The organism is Aquicoccus sp. SU-CL01552 (assembly GCF_040365005.1).
Taxonomy (GTDB): domain Bacteria; phylum Pseudomonadota; class Alphaproteobacteria; order Rhodobacterales; family Rhodobacteraceae; genus Antarcticimicrobium.
Genome location: NZ_BAABWV010000003.1, coordinates 13,617 through 35,485, shown reverse-complemented (window position 1 = coordinate 35,485; position 21,869 = coordinate 13,617). Strand labels below are relative to the sequence as shown.

Here is a 21,869-nt window from a genome sequence, read left to right as displayed (position 1 = left end):
CCGACAACGGAGACACAGCCATGAACAAGCTGGTGGTGGGGGCCGGCGGCACCGGCGCGCTGGCGCTGGCGGTCGCGGCGCTGATCTGGTGGCAGACCGGGGCCGAGGCGCAGCCGGGTCTGCTGCCCTATTCCGATCCGCAAACGGTGGCGCGTGGCGCCGAGGTCTACGCGGGGTATTGCGCCAGTTGCCACGGGGCGCGGCTGCAGGGGCAACCGAACTGGCGCGACCGCGACGCCGAGGGATACCTGCCCGCGCCGCCGCATGACGAGACCGGCCACACCTGGCACCATCCGGACAAGCAACTTCTGGCGCTGACCTGGCATGGCACGGCGCAACTGGTCGGCAACGGCTACAAAAGCCGGATGCCGGGCTTCAAGGACACCCTGAACCCCGAAGACGTTGTCGCGGTCCTGGCCTATGTCAAGAGTACGTGGCCTGACGCGGTGATCGAGCGGCACAACGACGTGAACGCGCAGGCGGGACACTGAACGCCGCGCCCGGGCCCCAACCCGGCGTGACGTCAGTGACCCGCCCCGCGATCAGTTGTTGGCGTAGGCGACGTTGCGCGCCTCCGACGTCTGGTGCTCCCGCGGAGGGCGCCCGATCACTTCCTTCAGCTCTTCCAGCTCAATGAAGTTGTCGGCCTGCCGACGCAGGTCGTCCGAGATCATCGGGGGCTGGCTGCGGATGGTCGAGACCACCGAAACGCGCACACCCTGGCGTTGCAGGCTGGCCACCAGCGGGCGGAAGTCGCCATCGCCGGAGAACAGCACGATATGGTCCACACGTGGCGCCAGTTCCATGGCATCGACCGTCAGCTCGATATCCATGTTGCCCTTGACCTTACGGCGGCCCATGCTGTCGGTGTATTCCTTGGCCGGCTTGGTGACCATGGTGAACCCGTTATAATGCAGCCAGTCCACAAGCGGGCGGATCGGCGAATACTCGTCATTTTCCAACAGCGCGGTGTAATAGAATGCACGCAGAAGCTTGCCGCGTCGCATGAATTCCTGGCGCAACAGCTTGTAGTCGATGTCGAACCCCAGCGCCTTTGCGGCCGCATAAAGATTCGATCCATCGATGAACAGCGCGAGCCGTTCGTCTTTGTAAAACATAAAAATGTCCTTCCGATAATCTCACTTCGCCGTGGTGTTCCGTGAGTGAATGATAAAATCTGGCGAAATGATAAAAACAAAATAAGTGAAATCGAGTATACCGCAAGGCCCGCGCCATGTCGAAAGAACACCTGAAATGACCGATTCCCGGTCAAATACCTGTGTAGCGCTGGGGGCGAACCTGCCTTCCTGCGCTGGAACCCCGCAGCAGACCCTGGTCGCGGCGGTCGCCGCCATGGCCGAACGGGGGCTGGTGATTCGCGCCGTAAGCCGGTTTTTCGCGACCCCCTGTTACCCGCCCGGGGCCGGTCCCGACTATGTCAACGCGGCGGTGCGCCTGTCCACCGACCTGGCGCCGCAGGCCCTGCTTGCTCTCCTGCATGAGATCGAGGCCCGTTTCGGGCGCGAACGGCAGTTGCGTTGGGGCATTCGAACGCTCGATCTGGATCTGCTGACGGTGGACGACATGGTTGTGCCCGATCCGACCACCCAGGATCGCTGGCGCGGGTTGGACGACACGGCGCAGCGCCAGCTGGCGCCCGAGGGGCTGATCCTGCCGCATCCGCGCCTGCAGGACCGCGGATTCGTCCTGGTACCGCTGGCCGATATCGCGCCGCACTGGGTGCATCCGCGCCTTGGTCGGTCGGTCTCGGACCTGCTGGCGGCGCAACCGTCGGAGGAACTGGCCGAGATCCGCCCCATCTGACCCCGGTCGGTCGTACGACTCGCCTTGTCAAGCCGGAGATTCGCCGTTACAAAGCCTCGCTCTGGACCCGGATATGTATTGGAGATCCCTCGATGGCCCGCGTGACGGTTGAAGATTGCGTTGACAAGGTACCGAACCGGTTCGAACTGGTGATGCTGGCCGCGCATCGTGCGCGCGAGGTGGCTGCCGGCGCGCCGATCACCGTGGACCGCGACAACGACAAGAACCCGGTCGTTGCCCTGCGCGAGATCGCCGAGGAAACCCAGAGTGCCGACGAGCTGCGTGAGCGGCTGATCGAATCGAACCAGACCCAGATCGAGGTCGACGAGCCGGAAGAGGACAGCATGGCCCTCCTGATGGGGGCCGAGGCTGACAAGCCGGCCGAGGACGACATGAACGAGGAAATGCTGCTGCGCAAGCTGATGGAGGCCCAGGGCCAGGGCTGAGCGGGCAGATGAGGATGCGGACCGGATGATCTCAGCCGAAGACCTGATTGCGCTGGTCCGCAACTACAATCCGAAAACCAACGCGGCACGCATCGCCGATGCCTATGCCTTCGGGTTCGAGATGCACGACGGGCAGACGCGCCAGTCGGGCGAACCCTATTTCAGCCACCCGGTCGCGGTCGCCGCGATCCTGACCGAGCAGCGGCTGGACGACGCCACCATCATCACCGCCCTGCTGCACGACACCATCGAGGACACCAAGGCCAGCTATTCCGAGGTGACCCGCCGGTTCGGCACCGAGGTCGCCGAACTTGTCGATGGCGTCACCAAGCTGACCAACCTGCAGCTTTCCAGCCGCGAGACCAAGCAGGCCGAGAACTTCCGCAAGCTGTTCATGGCCATGTCCAAGGATCTGCGCGTGATCCTGGTCAAGCTGGCCGACCGGCTGCACAACATGCGCACCATCAAGGCGATGAAGCCCGAAAAGCAGGCCCAGAAAGCCCGCGAGACGATGGACATCTTTGCGCCGCTGGCCGGGCGCATGGGCATGCAGTGGATGCGCGAGGAACTCGAAGATCTGTCGTTCCGGGTGCTGAACCCGGAAGGCCGGCAATCGATCATCCGCCGCTTCATCACCCTGCAGCGCGAAACCGGCGACGTGATCCACCGGATTACCGGCGACATGCGGCACGAGCTGGAAAAGGCCGGGATCGAGGCCGAGGTGTTCGGCCGGGCCAAGAAACCCTATTCGATCTGGCGCAAGATGCAGGAAAAGGACCAGGGGTTCTCGCGCCTGTCAGACATCTACGGGTTCCGCATCATTACCGGCAGCGAGGAGGATTGCTATCGCACCCTCGGCGCCATCCACCAGCGCTGGCGCGCGGTTCCGGGCCGGTTCAAGGATTACATCAGCCAGCCGAAATCGAACGGCTACCGCTCGATCCACACCACGGTGTCGGGCCGCGACGGCAAGCGGGTCGAGGTCCAGATCCGCACCCGCCAGATGCACGACGTGGCTGAAACCGGGGTGGCGGCGCATTGGTCCTATCGCGACGGGGTGCGGTCGGAGAACCCCTTTGCCGTCGACCCCGCGAAATGGATCGCCTCGCTGACCGAGCAGTTCGACGCCGAGGAAGATCACGAGGATTTCCTCGAGGCGGTCAAGCTCGAGATGTATTCCGATCAGGTGTTCTGCTTCACCCCCACGGGCGACGTGGTCAAGCTTCCGCGCGGGGCGACGCCGATCGATTTCGCCTATGCGATCCATACCCGCATCGGGCACGCCTGCGTCGGCGCCAAGGTCGACGGCATCCGGGTGCCGCTCTGGACCCGGCTCAAGAACGGCCAGTCGGTCGAGATCATCACCGCCGAGGGGCAGACGCCGCAGGTCACATGGCTGGAGATCGCCACCACCGGCAAGGCCCGCACCGCGATCCGCCGCGCCCTGCGCGAACTGGACCGTGGCCGGTTCATCAAGCTGGGGCACGAGCTGGCGCGCTCGGCCTTCGAGCATGTCGGGCGCAAGGTCACCGACAAGGTGCTCGAGACCGCCGCTCGGCACCTGCGACTGACCGGCCGCGACGAGCTTCTGGCGCGCCTGGGCAGCGCCGAACTGACCGCGCATGACGTGGTGCAGGCGGTCTATCCCGAACTGGCCAGTGACGACGGCGACCAGGTGCCGCCGCGCCGGGCGGTGATCGGCCTGCAGACCGGCCAGAGCTTTGAGCGCGCGCCCTGCTGCCAGCCGCTTCCGGGCGAGCGTATCGTGGGCATCACCTATCGCGGCAAGGGCGTGGTGGTGCACACCATCGACTGCGACCGGCTCAGCGAATTCGAGGATCAGCCCGGCCGCTGGGTCGACCTGCACTGGCATTCGGGCACCCACCCGGCGGTCTATACCGTGACCCTGGACATGACGATCGGCAACGACGCCGGCGTGCTGGGGCGTATTTGCACATTGATCGGCGAGAAAAAGGCCAATATCAGCAATCTGGCATTCGTGGACCGCAAGCCCGACTTCTATCGCCTGATGGTGGATGTCGAATTGCGGGATGTGGAGCAACTGCACTCGCTGATGCTGATGCTCGAGGCCGAAAGCGACGTGGCCTCGGTGGAACGCTACCGCGAGAGTTCGCCAGTCCACGCCACGACGGGCTGACACCGGCGCCGGGACGAAGGGGACGACGAGGTTGGTTTTCAAACGCCGGGATCGCCGCTCGCTCTCCAAGATCGCGTTGGAGTTCCTGTATCCCCGCGGTGGATGGTATCGCGCCTTTCTTTACGTCAAGCACCGGGTCCGCCGCCTTCCCGACACGCCCGAGCGGATCGCGCGCGGCATCTGGGCCGGCGTGTTCACCACCTTTACCCCGTTCTACGGGCTGCATTTCGTGGTCGCCTTCCTGATTTCGCGGCTGATGCGCGGCAACCTGCTCGCCGCGCTCAGCGCCACGTTCTTCGGCAACCCGCTCACCTATGTGCCGATCGGGGTGATCTCTCTGCGCACCGGGCATTTCCTGCTCGGCACCCATTTCGACGAGACCCGCCACACCGGGTTCCTTGGAAAGTTCGCCCATGCCGGGCGCGATCTGAGAGACAATATCTTTGCGCTCTTCACCGAGCGCGATGCCGACTGGAACGGGCTGGCGGTGTTCTATCACGACATCTTCTATCCCTACATGATCGGCGGGCTGATCCCCGGCGCGGTGGCCGGCACCATCGCCTATTTCATCAGTGTGCCGCTGATCCGCGCCTACCAGCAGCGGCGGCGCGGCAAGATCAAGGCCAAGTTCGAGGCGATCAAGAAAAAAGCCCGCGCAGAGGCTGACCTTGTCGCAAAGCGGGATTAGTGTCTGCGCGACCCCTCTGGCAAGGAGAGCCCCAATGAGTGAAGCAAATCTGCGTCTGGGCGTGAACATCGACCACGTCGCCACCGTGCGCAACGCGCGCGGCGGCGCCTATCCCGATCCGCTGCGCGCGGCGAAACTGGCCGAGGCGGCCGGCGCCGACGGCATCACCGCGCATCTGCGCGAGGATCGCCGCCATATCTCGGACGCCGATATCGAGGGGCTGGCCGAGGCGCTGAGCGTGCCGTTGAACTTCGAGATGGCGGCGACGGACGAGATGCAGGCGATCGCCCTGCGCCACAAGCCGCACGCGGTCTGTATCGTGCCCGAAAAGCGCGAAGAACGCACCACCGAGGGCGGGCTTGAGGTGGCGCAGGACGAAACCCGGCTGGCCCGGTTCATTGCGCCGCTGCGCGAGGCCGGCTGCCGGGTGTCGCTGTTCATCGGCGCCGACCGGCCGCAGATCGAGGCCGCCGCGCGGATCGGCGCCGAGGTGATCGAACTGCATACCGGGGCCTATTGCGATTTCCACGCCGAGGGGCGCGTCGCGGCCCGTGACGAAGAACTGGCGCGCCTGCGCGAGATGTCGGCGCTGGCGACCTCGCTGGGGCTCGAGGTGCACGCCGGCCACGGGCTGACCTATGACACGGTCCAGCCGATCGCCGCCTTTCCCGAGGTGCGCGAGCTGAACATCGGCCACTTCCTGATCGGCGAGGCGATCTTTCGCGGTCTCGACCCGGCGATCCGCGAGATGCGCCGCCTGATGGACGCGGCGCGGGCGTGACGCGGCGATGATCCTCGGGATCGGCACCGATCTGGCCAATATCGACCGGGTGGCGGGCACGCTCGAGCGGTTCGGCGACCGGTTCCGCAACCGCGTCTTTACCGAGGTCGAACAGCGCAAGGCCGAACGTCGTCGCGACGTGGCCGGCACCTATGCCAAGCGTTGGGCGGCCAAAGAGGCCTGCTCCAAGGCGCTGGGCACCGGGTTGCGCATGGGCATCGCGTGGAAGGACATGGCAGTCAGCAACCTGAAAACCGGGCAGCCGGTCATGCAGGTCACCGGCTGGGCCGCCGAGCGGCTGGCGCAGATGACCCCGCCCGGCCACGAGGCGATCATCCATGTGACCCTGACCGACGATCACCCCTGGGCGCAGGCCTTTGTCGTGATCGAGGCGCGACCGATTGCCGGGGAGGAGGCCGCGGCGGGCTGAGCGCCGCCGTCCTCTTGCCATCGCCCTCTTGACGGTCCACCCGCGGTGCAAGCCGCGCAAACCGGCCCCCGCTCAGGCTGGTACGGCTGCGTGCCTTCTACTCCGAGAAGAAAAACATGAAGTCATAGACGCCGGCGACATCGTAGCCGACCAGGGTAACCGAACCGCCGTCCCAAGAAATCACCGCTGCATCCGCATCGCCGCCGACGGTGAGGTCGTCGAAACTGTCGGGGCCGTCGTCGAACCGGATAAAATCGAAGTCGCCGTAGAAATCGAAATCGAAATCAAGGATCCGGTCCTGGCCGCTGTCACCGTCGAACACGAAGATATCGCCGTCGGCGCCGCCTTTCAGGGTATCGTTGCCTTTGCCGCCGTAGAGCGTGTCGGCGCCCGCCCCTCCCTTCAGCGTGTCGCTGCCGGCACCCCCGTAGAGCGTGTCGAGCCCAGCACCGCCGATCAACGTATCCTTGCCGTTGCCGCCCCACATCCGGTCAATCCCCGCGCCGCCTTTCAGGGTGTCGCCGCCTTTACCGCCGTAGAGCGCGTCGTTATCGCCGTTGCCATACAGGAGGTCGTCGCCGTTGCCGCCATAAAGCTGGTCCGCGCCACCACCACCGATCAACTCGTCCTTGCCATTGCCGCCGAAAAGCTCGTCGTTTCCACCCTGTCCGAGCAGGAGGTCAGCGCCCTTGTTTCCGTAAAGATCGTCGTTGCCGCCGCCGCCTTGCAGGGTGTCGTCGCCCTTGCCGCCGAAAAGCTGGTCGTCGCCCTTGCCGCCGTCCAGCGTATCGTCGCCGTTGCCGCCCTGCAGCCGGTCCTGACCTTTGCCACCATACAGCGTGTCGGCACCGTTGCCGCCGATCAGGTCGTCTTCACCGGCAAACCCCCTGATCACGTCGCGACCGCCCTTGCCTGCGAAGGCGTCGTCCTCCTCGGAGCCTTTCATCAGGTCGCGACCGGACGTGCCGTATTCGAACACCGACGCGTTCCAGGGCAGGTTCTCCTCCGTCACATCCGCAGTGTCGATATAGGTGATCGAGGTGCTGCCCTCGATGAAGAAATGCGAGTCGGTGACAAAGTCGTATTCCGGGTTGTAGAGGATCGTTGAAATGTCCAGCTCCTGAACACCGTCCTCTTCGTCGTTGTTATAGACCCAGAAAGAATTGCCCGAGGCGGCGTTGGTCATCAACTCTTCCTCGCCGCCGGTCTGGATGATGATCGACATGGAACTGACGAAATACCCGTTCTCCAGGCTGAGCTCCACGATGTCTCCGCTATGGGTCAGATTGTCTGATGTGCCGCCATAGTTGAACTCGTTGACATCCGAGGAATAAAGCCCGGAAACTTCCAGCGTGGCGTCTGTCGTCATCCCGGCATGTGCGCGTTCTATGAAATCGTCGGTGTTGAAGGCACCGAAATAGATCTTGACCAGATCACCCTCGTAGACGGTGACACTCGCCCCCGTGTCGGAGAGGTGAATGAAATCGGTGCCATAGGGATCGCCGTAGGTGGCGGCGTTGTACTGCGAACGGAACACCTGTGCGGCGAAGGTCCAGCTCTCGCCTTCGTTGAGATAGTCGTAAAGATAACTGCCACTGATCATGGTCGGCGCCCTGAAATTTCACACATTGAGATACCTTCGTTTTGATAAGAGAGACGCGGCGCGTTTTGAAGGTTTTTCCTGCGCGGCGTCCGGTGGAACAGCAGACTGTCGATGTCTTGGGCAATGCTGGTGAAAACCGTACCTTGACCCGCATTGGGTGGCCGGGCGGCGGCACCTTGACACCGGCGGGGTCGCGCCGCATGAAACGCCGGTACCAATTCCAGCCCTGGAGGCCCGCATGGCCCGAACTGAAAAAACCGGACACGCCCTCTGGGAGACGGTCAAGACCATCGTCTATGCCCTGCTGATCGCGGGGGTGTTCCGGACCGTGTTCTTTCAGCCGTTCTGGATTCCCTCCGGCTCGATGAAGGAAACCTTGCTGATCGGCGATTTCCTTTTCGTCAACAAGATGGCCTATGGCTATTCCTATGCCTCCTGCCCCAACATCAAGCTGCCCGGCATCGGTATCGACATCGACGCCGAGGATATCTGCGGCTTTCTCAAGGGTGACAACACCCGCGTCTGGGGTGGCGAGCCCGAGCGCGGCGACGTGGTGGTGTTTCGCCACCCGGTCACCGGCGCCGATTTCATCAAGCGCCTGATCGGCCTGCCCGGCGACCGCATCCAGGTCATCGACGGCGTGCTGCAGATCAACGGCGAGGCGGTCAAGCTCGAGGATGACGGCGTCTTTGCCGAGGTCTCGGCGCCGCAGGGGCCGCAGGGCTATCGCCCGCGTTGTGAAAACGGCCCGGTGGGCAACGGCGGCAGCTGCGAGAAATCGCGCCAGATCGAGACGCTGCCGAACGGTGTGCGCCATGCCATCCTCAACATCGGTGATCAGCGGTCGGACCACACCGGCGTCTATACCGTGCCGGAGGGCTATTATTTCTTCATGGGCGACAACCGCGACAATTCCAGCGATAGCCGCCTGCCGCAGGCCGCGGGCGGTGTCGGCTTTGTCCCCTATGAGAACCTCGTGGGGCGGGCCGACCGGATCATGTTCTCCTCTGGGGGGCGGTCCATGCTGTACTTCTGGACCTGGCGCGGCGACCGTTTTTTCAAGGGGATCGAGTGAAACTCTCGGCGGATCTGAAAGCATTCGAAAAGCGGATCGGGCACCATTTCGCCCGGCCCGAACTGCTGGTGCGCGCGCTGACCCATGGCTCGGTCTCCTCGCCGACGCGGGCAGACAACCAGCGGCTTGAATTCCTCGGCGACCGGGTGCTCGGGCTGGTGATGGCCGAGGCGTTGCTGCTGGATGACAAGAAGGCCTCCGAGGGCCAGCTGGCCCCGCGCTTCAACGCGCTGGTCCGCAAGGAGGCCTGCGCCGAGGTCGCGCGCGAGATCGACCTGGGCGCGGTGCTCAAGCTGGGACGCTCCGAGATGCTCTCGGGCGGGCGGCGCAAGCAGGCGCTGCTGGGCGACGCGATGGAGGCGCTGATCGCAGCCGTCTACCGTGATGCCGGGTTCGAGGCGGCGCGCGACATGATCCTGAACCTCTGGGGCGCCCGTATCCAGAGCGTCGAGGAGGACGCCCGCGATGCCAAGACCGCGCTGCAGGAATGGGCGCAGGCACGCCGCCTGCCGCCGCCCAGCTATGTCGAAGTCGCCCGCACCGGCCCCGATCACGCCCCGGTCTTCACCATCGCCGCGCGGCTGCAAAGCGGCGAAGAGGCACAGGCCACCGCCGGCTCCAAGCGCCAGGCCGAGCAATCCGCCGCCAAGGCCCTGCTGGAGCGGCTGGTCGGGACGTAGAACCCGCGCCGCGCGGACCTCGCCTGCACGTCCGCCACAGGGTCTGATCGATTTGACGCGTCCCGCCTCACCACGGGGCGGCGCGGCCGTTGTCGCTGCTCTCTAGCCTTCGCGCACAAAATCCTCTATCGGAGCACAATTCAAACACGGGAATCCCTCATGACCACACGCGCCGGTTTCGTCGCCCTGATCGGAGAGCCCAACGCGGGCAAGTCCACGCTGACCAACGCCATGGTCGGCGCCAAGGTGTCGATCGTCACCCACAAGGTGCAGACCACCCGCGCCCGCATTCGCGGCGTCGCGATGGAGGGCGAGGCACAGATCGTTTTCGTCGACACCCCGGGCCTGTTCCGTCCGCGCCGCCGGCTTGACCGCGCCATGGTCGCGGCGGCCTGGGGCGGGGCGGCGGATGCCGACATCATCGTGCTGATGGTCGAGGCGCATCGCGGCGTCACCGAGGGGGTCGAGCGCATCCTCGAAGGGTTGGCTGAGATCGGCAAGGGCCGCACCGTGGCGCTGGCGATCAACAAGATCGACCGGGTCAAATCCGAGGCGCTGCTGGTGCTGGCCAAGACCCTGAACGACCGCTACCCCTTTGCCGAGACCTTCATGATCTCTGCCGAGAAGGGCCACGGCGTTCCCGCCCTGCGCAAATGGCTCGCCGGGGAACTGCCCGAGGGGCCGTGGCTTTATCCCGAGGACCAAATCGCTGATCTGCCGATGCGGATGATCGCCGCCGAGATGACGCGCGAGAAGCTGACCCTGCGCCTGCACCAGGAACTGCCCTATCAACTCACCGTCGAGACCGAGTCCTGGGACGAGCGCAAGGACGGCTCGGCCCGGATCGAGCAGATCGTCTATGTGATGCGGGACGGTCACAAGGGCATCGTGCTGGGCCACAAGGGCGAGACGATCAAGGCCGTCTCCAAGGCCGCGCGAGAAGAGTTGCAGGAGTTCCTGGGGCGCAAGGTGCACCTGTTCCTGCAGGTCAAGGTGCGGCCCAACTGGCTGGAGGAATCCGAGCGCTATTCTCAAATGGGGCTCGACTTCAAGGACGGGAACTGAGCGCCATGCGCCTGACCGCCCGGTTCTGGGTCGATGCCTATCTGGCCCGCCTGCGCCTGCGCGATATTCCCGCCTTTGTCACCGCCCACGGCGATGACACCGCCGGCGCGGTGCTGGTCAAGCTCAACACGCTCGACGGGCAGGCCGTGCTGTTCCAGCGCGGCTTCGACCTGGACAGCGGCGCGCGGCGCTGGTCCGAACTGACCGCCGGTGACGAAGCGCAGGTCGACGCCGCCATCGCCCGCCAGCGCGGTTTCGATCCCGACCTCTGGGTGATCGAGGTCGAGGACCGCCAGGGCCGCCACCTGCTGGACGAGGACGGGCTGGCCTGAGCGGTGCTGTCTGTGTCCGACCGGGGCAGGGGGCTGCACGCCCCCACCGCCCTTGCGGGCGGCTCCCCCGGGAGTATTTTGAAAGAGAAGAAGGGCCATCGGGGCCCGGCAGCGACGGGTGGGACCAACCCTTGGAATGGCGCGATCACGGCATCCTGCTCAGCATGCGCCGCCATGGCGAGTCGGCGGCGATCATCGACGTCTTTACCGAGGATCATGGCCGCCACGCCGGCGTGGTGCCTGGTGGCGCCAGTCGCAAACAGGCGCCGGTGCTGCAACCGGGCGCGCAGCTCGACCTGACCTGGCGGGCGCGGCTGGAGGATCATATCGGCAGTTACCGGGCCGAACCGCTGCGCAGCCGGGCCGCTGCCGCGCTGTCGGGGCGGCTGGCGCTGGCCGGGCTGAACGCGGTCACCGGCCTGTTGTCCTTTGCCCTGGCCGAGCGCGAGGTGCATCGCCCGCTCTATCACCGCTCCGAACAGCTTCTCGACCTGCTGGGGCAGGACGAGATCTGGCCGCTGGCCTATCTCAAATGGGAGCTGGCGCTGCTGGAGGAACTGGGCTTCGGCCTCGACCTCAGCCGATGCGCCGCCACCGGGATCAATGACGAGCTGATCTATGTCTCGCCGAAATCCGGCCGCGCGGTATCGCGCCACGGCGCGGGCGACTGGGTCGACCGGATGCTGCCCCTGCCGCCCTGCCTGCGCGGCGAGGGTCCGGCGCCGGATGCCGAGATCGCCGAGGCCCTGCGCACCACCGGGTATTTCCTGCACCACCGGCTCGCCCCGGCCCTGGGCAACGCACCGCTGCCCGAGGCGCGGGCGCGTTTCGTCGAGTTGTTTACCCGTCGGCTGTGAACACCATCTCGCGCCCCGCCGCGTTGCGCAGGATCAGGGTGCCGCCGCTTACCTCCGCCTCGTCCATCGCCGCAAGCGCCGAGAGGAACGCCTGTTCCGCCGCCATCTCGGGGCAGGCCCGGCGGGTCGAGATCACCTGGGCCGCGTCGAACCAGGGGTAGGGCGTGGTCATCACGCCGGAATATCGGTTGCAGGGCGCCTCGCCCGCGATCCGGCCCGGTTCGGGAAAGTGCAGCGTCGCCGTCGCGACATAGGGGGCACCGTCCAGCTCGACCAGTTGCCAGACCCGGTCCGCCGCGCCATGGCCGGCGAGGGTCTCGTCCTTATCGCACATGTTCAACCCCAGCAGGGCGATCAGAAAAATCAACCGCATGGGGGCAGGATGCCACGCCGCGGCGCCTTGCACAAACCGGTCGGAGTGGGTGTAATACATGCGGATAACAGAACATGAGGGCGCGCGATGACAGAAGAGAAGGCCATTCGGGACGGCGAGGAACAGCTGCATTTCGATCCCGGCGACCGAGGGCAGGCGGAGGTCACCTTCATCGGGCATATCCGCTCCGACTGGGCGCGCGACAAGGCACCCCGGAACCTGACCGAGGCCCGGGCGCTGGGCAGCGGCAAGGCCCGGATCGAGCTTGACCCGGTCTATGCGCGCGGGCTTGCCGGGCTCGAGGTCGGCAAACCGATCTGGGTGCTCTACTGGATGGACCGGGGCCGCCGTGACCTGATCGTGCAGGCGCCGCACCACCGGCCCGACCCGCGCGGGGTGTTTTCCCTGCGCTCGCCGGTGCGCCCGAACCCGATCGCCATGGCGGCGGTACGGATCACCGATCTGGACGCGGTGCGCGGGGTGATCGAGATCGACGCCACGGATGCCTTTGACATGACGCCGGTGGTCGACATCAAGCCCTGGATCGAGGGCATCGACATCCCGCCGGAGGGGTGAGCGGACCAAGCAAAAGGGCGCGGCCATCACGGCCACGCCCTTACCCATTGGGCTCCGCCCGTTCGACGTTGGAAATGGTCCAACGGACCATTTCCCGGGCGCGCCTTACCCGAGCAGACGCCGCGCGATCACCTGCGCCTGGATCTCGGCGGCGCCTTCGAAGATGTTCAGGATCCGCGCATCGCACAGAACGCGGCTGATCTTGTACTCCAGCGCGAAACCGTTGCCGCCGTGGATCTGCAGCCCGTTGTCCGCCGCCGCCCAGGCCACCCGCGCGCCCAACAGCTTGGCCATCCCGGCCTCGAGGTCACAGCGCTTGCCGTGGTCCTTTTGCCAGGCGCTGAAATAGGTCAGCTGGCGCGCGATCATGATCTCGACCGCCATCATCGCCAGCTTGTCGGCGACGCGGGGGAAGTTGATCAGCGATTTGCCGAACTGCTTGCGGTCCTGGGCGTATTGCATGGCGATATCCAGCGCCGATTGCGCCACTCCGATGGCCCGCGCGGCGGTCTGGATGCGCGCGGATTCGAAGGTTTCCATCAACTGCTTGAAGCCTTTGCCCTCTTCCTGGCCCAGCAGGTTCTCGCCCTTGACCTTGAACCCGTCAAAGCCGAGTTCGTATTCCTTCATGCCGCGGTAGCCCAGAACCTCGATCTCGCCGCCGGTCATGCCGGGGGTGGGAAAGGGATCGCCCTCGGTGCCCGGCGTCTTTTCGGCCAGGAACATCGACAGCCCCTTGTAGTTGGTGGTGTCGGGGTCGGTGCGCGCCAGCAGGGTCATCACGTTGGCCCGCGCCGCATGGGTGATCCAGGTCTTGTTGCCGGTCACCGTGTAATCGCCGTCCTCGCCCTTGACCGCACGGGTGCGCAGCGATCCCAGGTCGGACCCGGTGTTGGGCTCGGTGAACACCGCCGTCGGCAGGATCTCGCCGCTGGCGATCTTCGGCAGCCAGTGCTCCTTTTGCCCGTCGGTGCCGCCGGCGAGGATCAGTTCGGCCGCGATCTCGGAGCGGGTACCGAGGGAGCCGACGCCGATATAGCCGCGCGACAGCTCCTCCGAGACCACCACCATCGAGGCTTTCGACAGGCCCAGACCGCCCAGGTTCTCCGGAATGGTCAGGCCGAACACGCCCATCTCGGCCAGTTCCTCGATGATCTCCATCGGGATCAGCTCGTCCTTGAGGTGCCAGTCATGGGCAAAGGGCTCGACCTTTTCCACTGCAAAGCGGCGGAACTGGTCGCGGATCATCTCCAGCTCTTCCTCCAGCCCCGAGGCGCCCACGGTGGTTTCCGCCGCGCGCTCCTGCATCAGCGTGACCAAGCGGGCCCGGGCGGCGGGGGAATTGCCGCCGTGGCTCAGGGTGGCGACGGCCTCGGCGTCCAGTGCCGCGGTCTCCTGCGCGCTCAGCCCCAGGTCGGACAGCCGCACGATTTCGCCCTGGCTCATCGGGATGCCGCCGCGGATCTGGGCCAGGTATTCGCCGACCCCGATCTGGTGGATCAGCTGCTCCACCTCGCCGAACTTGCCCGCCTCCTGCAACCGGGTGGCCCAACCCTGCATCTGGCGCAGCGCCTCCACGTAGGTGGCCAGCCAGGACAGCCCGTGGGCGGCGGTCTGGTTCGCCTCAAGCGCGGCGCCCGACACCCGGTCGCCGTCGCTGACCGTCTCGCGCAGCCGGGCCTTCGCGGCCTCCAGCACGGTTTCGGCGGGTGCGATCGCCGCGCCGGTCAGGGTCAGCAGGTCGGGCAGAATTGCGGTCTCGGTCATCTTGGTCGGGTCCTGTCCGTCATGGGCCATGAATCATATCCTCCGTCACGTCGCTTGGTCCTAATCACTTCGCAGGTGCAGCGCAACAAAAATACGCCCAAAGCCCCGTGCTGGTTCAATAGTTGCGTGATTAATTTTGCAGTGCAGCGCCGCGCCAAGATGATATGAGGGCGGAATGGACATGTATTTCTCTTTCCTCACGCCGGGGCTGGCCGCCTATACCCTGGCAATCGCGGTGCTGGCCGGACTGGTCAAGGGCATGGTCGGTTTTGCCCTGCCGATGATCCTGGTCTCCGGGCTGGGCACGGTTCTGCCGCCCGAGATCGCGCTGGCCGGACTGATCCTGCCCACGGTTGTCACCAACGGGGTGCAGGCGCTGCGCCAGGGGCCGGCGGCGGCGCTGTCCTCGATCGGCCGATTCCGGGTGTTCCTGATTGTCGGCGCGGTGTTCCTGGTCGCCAGCGCGCAGCTTGTCGCCGTGCTGCCGATCCCGGTGATGCTGCTGATCCTCGGCGTCATGATCACCGGGTTCACGCTGATGCAACTGGCTGGTGTGCATTTTCGCATGTCGGCCCCCTCGGCGCGGATCGAGGCGGCGGTGGGCGCCTTTGCCGGGTCGATCGGCGGTGTCTCCGGGGTCTGGGGGCCGCCCACGGTGGCCTACCTGACCGCGTTGAACACGCCCAAGGCCGACCAGATCCGGGTGCAGGGGGTGATCTACGGCATGGGCGCGCTGGTGCTGATGGCGGCCCATGTGGGGTCGGGTGTGCTCAACCGCGAAACGCTTCCGTTCTCGGCGGCGCTGCTGGTGCCGACGCTGGCCGGGATGTGGCTGGGCGGACGGATTCATGACCGGATTGACCAGACCGCGTTCCGGCGCGCGACGCTGGTGGTGCTGACGCTGGCGGGGCTGAACCTGTTGCGGCGCGGGTTGATCGGCTGAGCGGCCAGACCATGCGGTCGACCGGTTCCGAACCGTCTTGACGGGGCATGAAAAAACGCCCCGGCGCGGGGCCGGGGCGTTTGAGATCCGTCAACGGGTGGCGTCGCGATCAGCCGATCGCAACCGCCTTCACGTCGTCGTCGATATAGGGAACATACTGTTCGAAATTGTCCGAGAACATCTGCACCAGCTTGGCCGCCTGCGCGTCATAGGCGTCCTTGTCGGCCCAGGTCTGGCGCGGGTCCAGCAGTTGGGTGTCGACACCCGGAACCGCCACCGGAACCTCGAAGCCGAAGTTGCCGTCCTTGCGGAACTCTGCCTCGTTCAGCGAGCCTTCCAGCGCCGCGGTCAGCAGCGCGCGGGTGGCCTTGATCGGCATCCGGCTGCCGGTGCCGAAGGCGCCGCCGGTCCAGCCGGTGTTGACCAGCCAGCAGGTGGCACCATGCTCGGCGATCTTTTCCTGCAGCAGCTTGCCATAGGCCTCGGGACGGCGCGGCATGAAGGGGGCGCCGAAGCAGGTCGAAAAGGTCGGCTCGGGCTCGACCACGCCACGTTCGGTCCCCGGGGTTTTCGAGGTGAAGCCGGACAGGAAGTGATACATCGCCTGCGCCGGGGTCAGCCGCGAGATTGGCGGCAGAACGCCATAGGCGTCACAGGTCAGCAGGATGATGTTCTTGGGGTGGCCCCCCAGCGAGGTTTCCGAGGCGTTGGAGATATACTCCAGCGGATAGGCGCAGCGCATGTTCTCGGTCAGGCTGCTGTCCTTGAAATCCAGCTCGAAGGTTTCCTCGTCGAACACCATGTTCTCGATCACGGTGCCGAACTTGGTCGTGGTGGCATAGATCTCGGGCTCGGCCTCGGCTGACAGGTTGATGGTCTTGGCATAGCAGCCGCCTTCGAAGTTGAAGGTGCCGTTGTCCGACCAGCCGTGTTCGTCGTCACCGATCAGGATGCGCGCGGGATCGGCCGACAGGGTGGTCTTGCCGGTGCCCGACAGGCCAAAGAAGATGGCGGTGTCGACCGGGTTGCCGACCGCGTGGTTGGCCGAGCAGTGCATCGGCATCACGCCGTTTTCCGGCAGCAGGTAGTTCAGCAGGGTGAACACCGATTTCTTGTTCTCGCCGGCGTATTCGGTGTTGCCGATCAGGATCAGCTTCTTGTCGAAGTTCAGCGCGATCACCGTGTCGCTGCGGCAGTCATGGCGCTCGGGGTCGGCCTTGAAGCTGGGGCAGTTGATGATGGTGAAATCGGCAAGGAAGTTGTCCAGCGCGGCGCGCTCGGGACGGCGCAGCAGGTGGCGGATGAACAGCCCGTGCCAGGCCAGCTCGGTCACCATGCGCACGTTGATCGCATATTCGGGGTCGGCGCCGCCCACCAGGTCCTGAACGAAAAAGTCACGGCCCTTCATGTGCTCCAGCATGTCGGCGTAAAGGGTGTCGAACCCCTCGGGCGACATGGCGGCGTTGTTTTCCCACCAGATGTTGTCGACGACGCTGTCGGTCTTGACCACGTGCTTGTCCTTGGGCGACCGGCCGGTGAACTTGCCGGTGGTCACAAGGAACGCGCCCCCCTTGCCCAAGGTGCCTTCGCCGCGTTTCAGCGCCGCCTCGACCAGCGCGGGCTCCATGAGGTTGTAGTGGACATTGCCCAGGCCCTCGATGCCCTGGTCCTCGAGGCGGAATTGCGGGTTGACCCGTCCAGATGTCATGCGTTCGTTCTCCTGTGGCGGCGCCTGGCGTCGCGTATCGTTCTATCGCTGTGCGGGGCGATGCCGGGCGAAATGACCCGGTGCGCCGCTCTTAGCATGACGTTTTGGGCCGTGAACAGGACGCTTTGGCGCAGTTAGCGCAACCAAGGCGAGGTTTAGCGCAACCACCCCGCGAGCGTCGCCGCAACCTGCGGCAATTCAACCATGCTTAAGGAAATTCTGTTGCCATCGGGGCCTATTGTTCCGGCGAATCGCAGTTAAGGATTGATTCGCCCCGCCGAAAAAGGGCAGAATGATGGAAAAAACGTGGCAGTCACGAGCAGATAGGTGGACTCCAATGTCAAAGATCGCACTGGTTGACGACGACAGGAATATTCTGACGTCGGTTTCCATGACACTCGAGGCCGAGGGGTTCGAGGTCGAAACCTACAACGACGGGCAACAGGCGCTCGACGCCTTCAACAAGAAGCTGCCGGACATGGCGGTGCTGGACATCAAGATGCCGCGCATGGACGGCATGGACCTGCTCCAGCGGCTGCGGCAGAAGACCCAGATGCCGGTCATCTTCCTGACCTCCAAGGACGACGAGATCGACGAGGTGCTCGGCCTGCGCATGGGCGCCGACGACTATGTGAAAAAGCCGTTCTCGCAACGGCTTCTGGTCGAGCGCATCCGCGCCCTTCTGCGCCGCCAGGAGGCGGTGGCGGGCGATGCGGACGGCACCAGCCCCGAGGCCAACGTGATGGAGCGCGGCGACCTGCGCATGGATCCGCTGCGCCACTCGGTCGCGTGGAAGGGCAAGGACGTGTCGCTGACGGTGACCGAGTTCCTGCTGCTGCAGGCGCTGGCGCAGCGTCCCGGCTTCGTGAAAAGCCGCGATCAGCTGATGGACGTGGCCTATGATGATCAGGTCTATGTCGACGACCGCACCATCGACAGCCACATCAAGCGGCTGCGCAAGAAGATGCGCAGCGCCGACCCGGACTTCTCGGCGATCGAGACGCTCTACGGGATCGGCTACCGCTACAACGAGGACTAGGGGCCGTTCCGGCCGGTATCGAAAGGGTTGACGTGCGCGACACTGGTGCCACACAGATGCATCACGACGGCGATGTCGTGCTGGGCGACGATTGGGTCGCCCCGCGCGAAACCATGGCTGCCGAAATGCGTGCGAACCGGGACCGGCGCGGCTTTTTCTCGCTGCGCGGCTCGCCGCTGACCCGCAAGATCATCGTCTTCAACCTGATCGCACTGATCCTATTGGTCGCCGGCCTGCTCTATCTCAACACTTCGCGCGATAGCCTGGTTGCCCAACGTGCCGATGCGCTGGCGGGCGAGGCGCGGCTGGTCGCCAATGTGTTCGAGGCGCAACTGCCCGCGCGCGGGCCGGTCAACCTGGCCGCCGGCGACGGCATTGACGTGCCCGAGACGCTGGCCGCGCTCAGCCTGCGCGACGGGGTCGAGGTGGTGGTGTTCGATCCTGCCGGCAACGTGGTGGGCAAGACGCTGGGCACCGGTGCGGGCCTGCCGGATCCCGCCGCGACCGCGCCCGAGGCGCGCCGCACCCTGATCAGCGACGGTCTTTCGGCCCTGTGGAGCGCCGTTGCCGGGCTGTTCTCCTCCGCGCATGAGGCCGTGACGCCCGCCGCGATCGAGACGCGGCTGCGCCCGGTGCTGCCGACCGCGCTTGAGGGCGGCGAAACCGGGGTCTCGACGTTGCAGGATGGCACCAGGGCCACCGAACTGGCCGCCGTCACCCCGATCCTGCAGGGCGGCACCGTGGTCGGCGCCATCGCCGTGGTCAACCCGGCGGGCGAGGTCGACGCGCTGGTCCGCGCCGCGCGCGAACGCGTGCTGGAGATGTTCATCGTCGCGCTGCTGGTCTCTGTCGGGCTCAGCCTGGTGCTGGCCTCGACCATCGCCAACCCGCTGGCCGACCTTGCCGAGGCCGCCGAACTGGGCCGGGATCGCAACGCGCGCAAGATGAACCCGGGCCGCGTCCGCATCCCCGACCTGACCGCGCGCCCCGACGAGATCGGCCGCCTGTCCCGGGCGCTGCGCGGCATGGTCACGGCGCTGTATCACCGCATCGACGGCAACGAGCAATTCGCCGCCGACGTCGCGCATGAGATCAAGAACCCGCTGGCCAGCCTCCAATCCGCCGTGGGCACCCTGCGCATGGTCAAGCGCGAGGACCAGCGCGACAAGCTGCTCGACGTGATCGAACACGACGTCCGACGCCTCGACCGGCTGGTCAGCGACATTTCCAACGCCTCGCGCCTCGATGCCGAACTGGTCAAGGAGGAGGAAGAGCGTTTCGACCTCCTCGCCATGCTGTCTAACCTGAACCAGTACCTGGGCGAGGACGCCCGTGCCAAGGGCATCGACTATATCACTGATCTGCCCGACGATCCGGTCGCCATCCAGGGGCTCGAGGCCCGGCTGGCGCAGGTCTTCGTCAACCTGATCACCAACGCGATCTCGTTCTGCGAAGAGGGCGACGCAATCCGCGTCTGGGCCCGCAAACGGCAGAACCGGGTTCTGGTGGTGGTCGAGGATACCGGCCCCGGCATCCCCGAAGAGGCGCTGAGCAAGATCTTCAAGCGGTTCTATTCGCAGCGCCCGGAAGAGCATTTCGGCAACAACTCCGGGCTGGGGCTGGCGATCTCCAAGCAGATCGTCGAGGCGCACGGCGGCGTCATCTGGGCCGAGAACATCCGCCCGACCGAGGCCGACGTCGCCTCCGAGCCGCTGGGCGCCCGCTTCGTCGTGGGCCTGCCGGTCTAGGCCCGTGGCCGCGCCCGCTGGCCCCCCCGATCCGCCGGACACCATCCTGCATGCCTCCTGCGTGGCGCTCGCCGGGCGCGGGCTGCTGATCGCCGGGGCCTCCGGGCGGGGCAAGTCGTCGCTGGCGCTGCGCATGATGGCACTGGGCGCGACCCTGGTCGCCGACGACCGTGTCGCACTGCGCCGCTCCGGGGACGCGGTGCTGGCCGCTGCCCCACCCGCCATCTCCGGCATGGTCGAGGCGCGCGGCCTCGGCCTGCTGCACGCCGATCCGACCGGCCCGATCCCGGTCTTTGCCTTGCTCGACCTTGACCGGGACGAGACCGACCGCTTGCCGCCCGCGCGCCACCGTGATCTGCTGGGGCGGCCCGTGATCTTGCTTTTCCGGGTCGAGGCGCCACATTTTCCTGCGGCACTCGTTCAATTCCTCAAGACCGGCCAGCGAACCCTGTGATGACGACATGATGACCGCGACCCAATCCTCCCCCGTGCGCCTTGTCCTGGTGACGGGCCCCTCTGGCGCCGGGCGCTCCACCGCGATCCACGCGCTCGAGGATCTCGGGTTCGAGGCGATCGACAACCTGCCGCTGCGGCTGGTGCCCTTGCTGCTCGACGGGCCGCGCCCGGTGCGCCCGCTGGCGCTGGGGATCGACCCGCGCAATCGGGATTTCTCTACCGGCGGGCTGCTCGACCTGATCGAAACGCTGGCCGCCCGATCCGATGTCGATCCCACCGTGCTCTATCTCGATTGCGGCGAAGACGTCTTGATCCGCCGCTTTTCCGAAACCCGGCGCCGCCACCCGCTGGCCCCGGCCGAAAGCCCCCAGGTCGGCATCCGGCGCGAGCTGGACCTGCTGGCACCGGTTCGCGACCGTGCCGACGTGCTGATCGACACCAGCGATCTGACCCCGCATCAACTGCGTGCCGAGACCGAAGGCTGGTTCGCCCCGGACGGCGACGGGCAGCTGGCGCTGACGGTGCACAGCTTTTCCTACAAGCGCGGGCTGCCGCGCGGCATCGACATGGTGTTCGACTGCCGCTTTCTCTCCAATCCCTACTGGGTGCCCGAGCTTCGCTCCTGCGACGGGCGCGACAGGCGCGTCGTTGCCCATGTCACCGCCGATCCCCGGTTCGATCCGTTCTTCGACCGCGTGCTCGACCTTACCCGGCTGCTGCTGCCGGCCTATACAGAAGAGGGCAAGTCGCACCTGTCCATCGGGTTCGGCTGTACCGGCGGACAACACCGATCGGTCGTGCTGGCGGAATCCATGGCCAAGGCCCTTGCGGACGGCGGACGCCCAGTGTCAATTAGGCATCGCGAGCTGGACAGCCAGCGGAATGAATGAGGGGCCGGGGGTTGCGCACCGGATGATCGGGATCGTTATTGTCGCGCATGGTGGACTGGCCAGGGAATACCTGGCCGCCGTGGAGCATGTGATCGGCAAACAGCCGGGCCTGGTCGCCGTGTCGATCGAGCCCGACCATGACCGCGATGCCAAGCAGCGTGAAATCTGCGCTGCCGCCGACTCGGTGGATGCCGGCGATGGCGTGGTGATCGTGACCGACCTGTTCGGCGGCTCGCCCTCCAACCTCAGCCTGCGCGCCTGTGCGCCCTCCGACCGGAGGATTCTCTACGGGGCCAACCTTCCGATGCTGATCAAACTGGCAAAAAGCCGCCACTTGTCCGTGGGCGACGCCGTGCGCACTGCCATGGAGGCGGGCCGCAAGTATATCAACAGCCGCAATATCGGCCCGAACGAAGTCTGAGCCCGCCAA

The 21,869-nt window shown here is 65.9% G+C and carries 24 protein-coding genes; 19 read left to right on the top strand and 5 right to left on the bottom strand.

The features are described 5' to 3' along the window. Positions 1–20 precede the first annotated feature (20 nt). Positions 21–491 carry a c-type cytochrome gene (locus ABWV23_RS04395; RefSeq protein ID WP_353345336.1) on the top strand — a complete coding sequence of 157 codons (471 nt, stop codon included), beginning with the start codon at positions 21–23 and terminating at the stop codon, positions 489–491. 51 nt (positions 492–542) lie between these two features. Here ABWV23_RS04395 and ABWV23_RS04390 read toward each other — a convergent pair whose 3' ends face one another. After that, positions 543–1,118, bottom strand: a complete 576-nt coding sequence (locus ABWV23_RS04390) for a LabA-like NYN domain-containing protein (RefSeq protein ID WP_353345334.1) — start codon at positions 1,116–1,118, stop codon at positions 543–545. A gap of 136 nt (positions 1,119–1,254) precedes the next feature. Between ABWV23_RS04390 and folK the strand changes: the two genes are divergently transcribed. The 6 genes from folK to acpS all read left to right on the top strand — a co-directional run bounded on the left by folK (position 1,255) and on the right by acpS (position 6,327). Then, the gene (gene folK / locus ABWV23_RS04385; protein ID WP_353345332.1) at positions 1,255–1,824 is read left to right on the top strand and encodes a 2-amino-4-hydroxy-6-hydroxymethyldihydropteridine diphosphokinase; all 570 of its coding nucleotides are present in this window, start codon (positions 1,255–1,257) and stop codon (positions 1,822–1,824) included. A gap of 92 nt (positions 1,825–1,916) precedes the next feature. Next, positions 1,917–2,270, top strand: a complete 354-nt coding sequence (rpoZ, locus tag ABWV23_RS04380; RefSeq protein ID WP_353345330.1) for a DNA-directed RNA polymerase subunit omega — start codon at positions 1,917–1,919, stop codon at positions 2,268–2,270. A 25-nt stretch (positions 2,271–2,295) separates the two neighbouring features. Next, positions 2,296–4,428 carry a RelA/SpoT family protein gene (locus ABWV23_RS04375; protein ID WP_353345328.1) on the top strand — a complete coding sequence of 711 codons (2,133 nt, stop codon included), beginning with the start codon at positions 2,296–2,298 and terminating at the stop codon, positions 4,426–4,428. Positions 4,429–4,459: 31 nt separating this feature from the next. Beyond that, positions 4,460–5,116 carry a DUF2062 domain-containing protein gene (locus ABWV23_RS04370; protein WP_353345326.1) on the top strand — a complete coding sequence of 219 codons (657 nt, stop codon included), beginning with the start codon at positions 4,460–4,462 and terminating at the stop codon, positions 5,114–5,116. A 34-nt stretch (positions 5,117–5,150) separates the two neighbouring features. Then, entirely contained in the window at positions 5,151–5,897 is a 747-nt protein-coding gene (locus tag ABWV23_RS04365; RefSeq protein ID WP_353345324.1) for a pyridoxine 5'-phosphate synthase, read from the top strand. A gap of 7 nt (positions 5,898–5,904) precedes the next feature. Continuing rightward, on the top strand, positions 5,905–6,327 hold the full coding sequence (acpS, locus tag ABWV23_RS04360; protein WP_353345322.1) for a holo-ACP synthase: 423 nt from the start codon (positions 5,905–5,907) through the stop codon (positions 6,325–6,327). 97 nt (positions 6,328–6,424) lie between these two features. On the opposite strand, the gene ABWV23_RS04355 is transcribed toward acpS, so the two are convergent. Continuing rightward, positions 6,425–7,930 carry a calcium-binding protein gene (locus tag ABWV23_RS04355; protein WP_353345320.1) on the bottom strand — a complete coding sequence of 502 codons (1,506 nt, stop codon included), beginning with the start codon at positions 7,928–7,930 and terminating at the stop codon, positions 6,425–6,427. A 238-nt stretch (positions 7,931–8,168) separates the two neighbouring features. Between ABWV23_RS04355 and lepB the strand changes: the two genes are divergently transcribed. From lepB to recO, 5 genes are all read left to right on the top strand, one after another. Further along, positions 8,169–9,005 carry a signal peptidase I gene (gene lepB / locus ABWV23_RS04350; protein WP_353345318.1) on the top strand — a complete coding sequence of 279 codons (837 nt, stop codon included), beginning with the start codon at positions 8,169–8,171 and terminating at the stop codon, positions 9,003–9,005. Next, positions 9,002–9,685: a ribonuclease III gene (gene rnc, locus ABWV23_RS04345; RefSeq protein ID WP_353345316.1), complete on the top strand. Its 684-nt coding sequence runs from the start codon at positions 9,002–9,004 to the stop codon at positions 9,683–9,685. Before lepB ends, rnc begins: the two co-directional genes overlap by 4 nt. A gap of 159 nt (positions 9,686–9,844) precedes the next feature. Continuing rightward, positions 9,845–10,750, top strand: a complete 906-nt coding sequence (gene era / locus ABWV23_RS04340) for a GTPase Era (RefSeq protein WP_353345314.1) — start codon at positions 9,845–9,847, stop codon at positions 10,748–10,750. 5 nt (positions 10,751–10,755) lie between these two features. Beyond that, positions 10,756–11,082 carry a DUF1491 family protein gene (locus ABWV23_RS04335; RefSeq protein ID WP_353345312.1) on the top strand — a complete coding sequence of 109 codons (327 nt, stop codon included), beginning with the start codon at positions 10,756–10,758 and terminating at the stop codon, positions 11,080–11,082. Positions 11,083–11,213: 131 nt separating this feature from the next. Further along, positions 11,214–11,939 (top strand): DNA repair protein RecO, encoded by a 726-nt coding sequence (recO, locus tag ABWV23_RS04330; protein WP_353345310.1) that lies wholly within the window; start codon positions 11,214–11,216, stop codon positions 11,937–11,939. Here the strand turns inward: recO and ABWV23_RS04325 are convergent. Further along, on the bottom strand, positions 11,923–12,312 hold the full coding sequence (locus ABWV23_RS04325) for an META domain-containing protein (RefSeq protein ID WP_353345308.1): 390 nt from the start codon (positions 12,310–12,312) through the stop codon (positions 11,923–11,925). The genes recO and ABWV23_RS04325 overlap by 17 nt on opposite strands. 87 nt (positions 12,313–12,399) lie before the next feature. Between ABWV23_RS04325 and ABWV23_RS04320 the strand changes: the two genes are divergently transcribed. After that, positions 12,400–12,888: an SAM-dependent methyltransferase gene (locus ABWV23_RS04320; RefSeq protein WP_353345306.1), complete on the top strand. Its 489-nt coding sequence runs from the start codon at positions 12,400–12,402 to the stop codon at positions 12,886–12,888. A gap of 105 nt (positions 12,889–12,993) precedes the next feature. Here ABWV23_RS04320 and ABWV23_RS04315 read toward each other — a convergent pair whose 3' ends face one another. Beyond that, positions 12,994–14,685, bottom strand: a complete 1,692-nt coding sequence (locus tag ABWV23_RS04315) for an acyl-CoA dehydrogenase family protein (protein WP_353345304.1) — start codon at positions 14,683–14,685, stop codon at positions 12,994–12,996. A 145-nt stretch (positions 14,686–14,830) separates the two neighbouring features. Between ABWV23_RS04315 and ABWV23_RS04310 the strand changes: the two genes are divergently transcribed. Then, positions 14,831–15,598, top strand: coding sequence for a sulfite exporter TauE/SafE family protein (locus tag ABWV23_RS04310; RefSeq protein ID WP_353345302.1), 768 nt, complete (start codon positions 14,831–14,833; stop codon positions 15,596–15,598). 109 nt (positions 15,599–15,707) lie between these two features. Here ABWV23_RS04310 and ABWV23_RS04305 read toward each other — a convergent pair whose 3' ends face one another. Continuing rightward, the gene (locus ABWV23_RS04305) at positions 15,708–17,306 is read right to left on the bottom strand and encodes a phosphoenolpyruvate carboxykinase (protein ID WP_353345300.1); all 1,599 of its coding nucleotides are present in this window, start codon (positions 17,304–17,306) and stop codon (positions 15,708–15,710) included. Positions 17,307–17,643: 337 nt separating this feature from the next. Here ABWV23_RS04305 and ABWV23_RS04300 point away from each other — a divergent pair, with 337 nt between their 5' ends. The 5 genes from ABWV23_RS04300 to ABWV23_RS04280 are packed head-to-tail and all read left to right on the top strand — an operon-like array spanning position 17,644 to position 21,860. Next, a complete protein-coding gene (locus ABWV23_RS04300; RefSeq protein WP_353345298.1) occupies positions 17,644–18,345 on the top strand; it encodes a response regulator transcription factor in 702 nt (233 codons plus the stop codon). Positions 18,346–18,401: 56 nt separating this feature from the next. Next, positions 18,402–20,093, top strand: coding sequence for a sensor N-terminal transmembrane domain-containing protein (locus ABWV23_RS04295; RefSeq protein WP_353345296.1), 1,692 nt, complete (start codon positions 18,402–18,404; stop codon positions 20,091–20,093). Between the two features lie 4 nt (positions 20,094–20,097). Then, a complete protein-coding gene (locus tag ABWV23_RS04290; protein WP_353345294.1) occupies positions 20,098–20,547 on the top strand; it encodes an HPr kinase/phosphorylase in 450 nt (149 codons plus the stop codon). A 10-nt stretch (positions 20,548–20,557) separates the two neighbouring features. Continuing rightward, positions 20,558–21,439, top strand: coding sequence for an RNase adapter RapZ (gene rapZ / locus ABWV23_RS04285; protein ID WP_353345292.1), 882 nt, complete (start codon positions 20,558–20,560; stop codon positions 21,437–21,439). A 22-nt stretch (positions 21,440–21,461) separates the two neighbouring features. Further along, entirely contained in the window at positions 21,462–21,860 is a 399-nt protein-coding gene (locus ABWV23_RS04280) for a PTS sugar transporter subunit IIA (RefSeq protein ID WP_353345818.1), read from the top strand. The last annotated feature ends 9 nt before the right edge of the window (positions 21,861–21,869 follow it).